4 protein-coding genes are annotated in these 4489 nt (G+C 69.7%); 2 read left to right on the top strand and 2 right to left on the bottom strand.

Annotation, left to right across the window (positions count from 1 at the left end; all coding sequences use genetic code 11):
• Positions 1-170: 170 nt before the first annotated feature.
• Both ACY5KJ_RS17945 and ACY5KJ_RS17940 read right to left on the bottom strand, forming a co-directional pair.
• Positions 171-1601 (bottom strand): gamma-aminobutyraldehyde dehydrogenase, encoded by a 1431-nt coding sequence (locus ACY5KJ_RS17945; protein ID WP_462186208.1) that lies wholly within the window; start codon positions 1599-1601, stop codon positions 171-173.
• A gap of 32 nt (positions 1602-1633) precedes the next feature.
• Positions 1634-3040 (bottom strand): aspartate aminotransferase family protein, encoded by a 1407-nt coding sequence (locus ACY5KJ_RS17940; protein WP_462186207.1) that lies wholly within the window; start codon positions 3038-3040, stop codon positions 1634-1636.
• 192 nt (positions 3041-3232) lie between these two features.
• Between ACY5KJ_RS17940 and ACY5KJ_RS17935 the strand changes: the two genes are divergently transcribed.
• Together ACY5KJ_RS17935 and ACY5KJ_RS17930 are read left to right on the top strand one after the other, a co-directional pair.
• Positions 3233-3721, top strand: coding sequence for an Lrp/AsnC family transcriptional regulator (locus tag ACY5KJ_RS17935; RefSeq protein WP_462186206.1), 489 nt, complete (start codon positions 3233-3235; stop codon positions 3719-3721).
• A gap of 117 nt (positions 3722-3838) precedes the next feature.
• The gene (locus ACY5KJ_RS17930; RefSeq protein WP_462186205.1) at positions 3839-4225 is read left to right on the top strand and encodes a DUF6907 domain-containing protein; all 387 of its coding nucleotides are present in this window, start codon (positions 3839-3841) and stop codon (positions 4223-4225) included.
• Positions 4226-4489: the final 264 nt, after the last annotated feature.

Raw genomic sequence — 4489 nt, 5'->3', positions numbered from 1 at the left:
GTCCCGGACCGGCGATCACCCCGGCTCGAAGCACACCATCCTACTTCCACGGCCTACCCCGGGAGCCGGCCCGGGACTCGTACCCGGCTCCCCGCGCCCGACCACTCCGACCTGGCGGCCAGAACCTGGTGGCCAGAACTCGGTTCCACCCCGGTGGTCAGACCTGATGGTCAGAACTCGATGTTGCTCATCACGTGCTTGATCCTGGTGTAGTCCTCCAGGCCGTAGACCGACAGATCCTTGCCGTACCCGCTCTTCTTGAACCCACCGTGCGGCATCTCCGCCACCAGCCGGATGTGCGTGTTGATCCATACGCAGCCGAAGTCCAGCCGGCGGGCGACCCGCAGGGCCCGGCCGTGATCGCGGGTCCAGACGCTGGAGGCCAGGCCGTACTCGACCCCGTTGGCCCAGACGACCGCGGTGTCCTCCGAGTCAAACCGCTGCACCGTGATGACCGGGCCGAACACCTCGGACTGGATAAGCTCGTCGTCCTGGCGCAGACCCGAGATGACCGTGGCCGGGTAGAAGTAGCCCGCCCGGTCCAGCGGAGCACCGCCGGCGAGCACCTCGGTATGTTCAGGTGCCCGCTCCACGAAACCGCTCACCCGGGCCAGTTGGCCCGCGTTATTGAGGGGCCCGTAGTCGACGTCGGGCTCCTCCGGCGATCCGGTCGCCGTCTTCCCGGCCGCCTCGGCCAGGGCGGCGGCGAGGTCGTCGTGGACGCCCGGCGCGGCCAGCACCCTGGTCGCTGCCGTGCAGTCCTGGCCGGCGTTGAAGTACGCGGCCTCGGCGATCTGCCGCGCCACCACCGCCGGATCCACGTCGTCGAAGACAATGACCGGCGCCTTGCCCCCGAGTTCGAGGTGCACCCTCTTCAAGGAGTCCGCCGCGGCCCGGGCGATCTCCATCCCGGCCCGCACGCTGCCGGTCACCGAGACCATCGCCGGGCCCGGATGGGCCACCAGCGCGCGTCCGGTGTCACGATCGCCGCACACCACGTTGAGCACGCCGGGCGGGAGGAACTCCGCGGCGATCTCGGCGAGCAGCAGACTGGAGACCGGGGTGGTGTCGGAGGGCTTGAGCACGACGGTGTTGCCCGCCGCGATCGCCGGCGCGACCTTCCAGACCGCCATCATCAGCGGGTAGTTCCAGGGCGTGACCTGGGCGCAGACCCCGATGGGCTCGCGGCGGACGCAACTGGTGTGCCCCGCCAGGTACTCGCCGGCCGACCGGCCCTCGAGCAGCCGCGCGGCCCCGGCGAAGAACCGGATCTGGTCGGCGGACGGCCCGACCTCCTCGTCCACGGTAAGCCGCAGCGGTTTGCCGGTGTTCGCGCTCTCCACCGCCGCGACCTCGTCGGCCCGGTCCTCCAGCGCGTCGGCCACCCGCAGCAGTGCCCGGGACCGCTGCGCGGGCGTGGTGTCCCGCCAGCCCTCGAACGCCGCGCTCGCGGCCCGCACGGCTGCGTCGACGTCGGCCGGCCCCGACCGGGGTGCCTGCGCCAGCAGGTCCGCCGTCGACGGGTTCAGGATGGGCATTGTCTCGCCATCGACGGCCGGGGTGGAGACGCCACCAATGAGATTGGCGAAGATCGCATCCATGTCTCTAGTCCCTCCTGGGGGATCGGGCCGGCTCAGCCAACGAGGTCCCGGGCCATCTGGTCGAGGCTGTCGAGGTAACGGTCGACGTCGGCGTCGGTGTGCTGCACCGACAACGTCCATTCCTCCTCGCGCCCGGGCGCCATGAGGACGTTGCGGTTGGCGTTGTAGAGCCAGGCCAGTTCGGGCAACTCGGCGTTCTGGTGCGCCATGAACGAGGTGTAGTCACGGATCGGCGCGTCGGTGAAGTGCACGCATCCCTTCGAGCTGATGCCGACGGTGTAGCCGGGAATGCCGTGGCGGGCCACGATCTCGTCGCAGCCGGCGGTCAACCGGCCACCCAGCCGGTCGAGGTGGGTGTAGGCGTCGGGGGTGAGCACCTCGAACAGGCTCGCCCGGGCGGCGGCCATGGTCAGCGGGTTGCCGTTGTACGTGCCGACCTGTTTCACCCGGTCCGAGGCCACGACCTCCATCAGTTCCGCCGTCGCGCCGATCGCCCCGGACGGCAGCCCGCCACCGAGCGCCTTGGCCAGGGTCACCATGTCCGGGCGCACGCCGAACCTCTCGGTGGCCCCACCGGCCGCGACACACAGCCCCGTCTTGACCTCGTCGAAGATCAGGATGACCCCGTACCGGGAGGTGATCTCCCGGACCGCCGCCAGGTAACCGGGCTCCGGCAGGACGACGCCGAGGTTCATCATCGCCGCCTCCATGATCACACAGGCGGGCAGGCGTCCCTCAGCGGCGAGCGCGGCGATCCGCCGCTCCATCGCCGGAGCGTCGTTGAAGGGGACCGGCACCGTGAGGTCGACGACTACCCGGGGGATCCCGGCACCGTAACCCAGCGAGTTCATATGCTCGGCCGGACCGATGTCGTCGTACGGGGTCCCGATCGACACCATCACGTAATCGTGGTGCCCGTGGTACGAACCGAAGATCTTGACGATCGTGTCGCGGCCGGTGACACCGCGGGCGATGCGGATCGCGTCCATCGTCGCCTCGGAGCCGGAGTTGACGTAGCGCCACTGCGGCAGCCCGAAGCGGCGGGCCAACTCCTCGCTGACCACCACGGAGTCCTCGGTGGGCATCGCGAAGTGCGTACCGAGCGCCACCCGCTCGGTCACGGCCCGCACGATCGCCGGGTGGGCGTGCCCCTGCACCATCGAACCGAACCCGTTGTGGAAGTCGGCGTACTCGTTGCCGTCGACGTCCCAGACCTTCGGCCCGAGACCGCGGGTGAGGTAGATCGGCCAGGGATCACGTACCTGGTAGGACGACGGCACCCCGGAGGTCATCGACCGCACCGCCCGCGCATGCAGCGCCTCCGAGCCCCGGGTGCGGGCGTTGAGGCGGGCGGACTCGCGCGCGGCCAGCTCCGCGGCTCTGGCCTGCGGCACGGCCCGGGTCACACCGCTCCCGGAAGCGATCACATTCGACACCATCCACGCATCCTTTCCACCGATCAGCCACTGAAAGAGTAGCCTGATCGGCAGCTTGACGATTGAATCCGTCGAAGATTGCGTGGATAAGGCTCGCTTCCCAGTTCACTCATCGACGGCCATACGATGGCAGCAGGGACAGGCCAGCGTGAACGGGCGTGGGGAACCGCCACGGAGGACCGAGGAGGACGCCGGGTGCAGTCGCGACGGTCGCCCGGCCAGCGACTCAGCTCCGGCACCCTGCTGGACGATGTCAACAGGGCCATCATCGAGCAACTGCAGCAGGACGGCCGGCGGTCCTATGCGGCCATGGCGGCGGCGGTCGGGCTCTCCGAGGCGGCCGTGCGCCAACGGGTACAGCGTCTGCTCGACGCCGGCATCATGCAGATCGTCGCCGTCACCGACCCGCTCCGGGTGGGCTTCCACCGGGAAGCGATGATCGGGGTACGGGTCACCGGGGACACCCGCGTCGTCGCCGACACGATTGCCGCGCTGCCCGAGGTCGATTACGTCGTCCTGACGGCCGGATCCTTCGATCTCATCGTGGAGATCGTCGCCGAGAACGACGAGCACCTGCTCGAACTGATCAACGAGCAGATCCGCGCCCTGCCACAGGTCCTCGCCACCGAGACGTTCGTCTACCTGCGGCTGGTCAAGCAGACCTACACGTGGGGAGCACGCTGAAACGTCCGGGTGCCGACAGCGCGGGCCGCCAGGCCGGAGGGGAAGCCGGGCCGGGTCGAACATCGATAGGGCGCAGGACCTGCCGACGGGCTGCCGGGTGCGGCGACGCGGGCGGGTATGCGGTTCGGGGGTGTCACCGTTTGTACCGCCGATGGGAACAACCAAGCGGCCACAACAAGAGTCCAACATGCGCAACGAACTTCAAATACCTTGGCCCAGACACACGATGGGGTGAACATGGCGCTGGTCCACCATGACCCGCAGGACGGCATTATGGTTACCCGGATCGGGCAGGCGGAGATAACGGTGCGTCCCGAGCCACCGGCGAGCGCCGGGAAGGCTCCGGTCATCCTGCTCCGGTTGGATGCGCCCATGCTCGACACCCTTGCCGCGGCCTACCTGGATCCGGACGAGGCCCGCCGGCTGGCCCAATCGCTGGTGCGGGCGGCCGAGGCGGTGCGTCCGGCGAGCCCGTGGCGAACCCCGGGAACCACCCCCCGCTGATCCCGGGACGGGCCGCCGCGGGAGAACCCGCCGCCGATGGCCGCCAGGCCGGGGGCGGGTCCCAGGCCGCCACCGTGTGTCCCGGGCGTGGACGACCGCCGATCCGGGCCCGCGCCGCCGGGTGTCGCGCCGCCGGGTGTCGGCGCGCATCCCGGCCGGGCGCCCGGGCCGCCGACCGGGGGAAGGACCGGGCGGATTCCGATGAAAACGGCTCGTGATAATGATGCTCGTGATAATGATGCCTGCATAGGAGTCGAAATGAAA

It is taken from the genome of Frankia sp. CcWB3 (assembly GCF_977927595.1).
The sequence above is the reverse complement of the archived record's forward strand: the minus strand, read 5'-3'. Positions and strand labels throughout refer to the sequence as shown.

Bases quoted from the DNA above. Each gene is read 5' to 3' on its own strand.
- ACY5KJ_RS17945 (WP_462186208.1), bottom strand. From the start codon at position 1,601: ATGGATGCGATCTTCGCCAATCTCATTGGTGGCGTCTCCACCCCGGCC.
- ACY5KJ_RS17940 (WP_462186207.1), bottom strand. From the start codon at position 3,040: ATGGTGTCGAATGTGATCGCTTCCGGGAGCGGTGTGACCCGGGCCGTG.
- ACY5KJ_RS17930 (WP_462186205.1), top strand. From the start codon at position 3,839: ATGCGGTTCGGGGGTGTCACCGTTTGTACCGCCGATGGGAACAACCAA.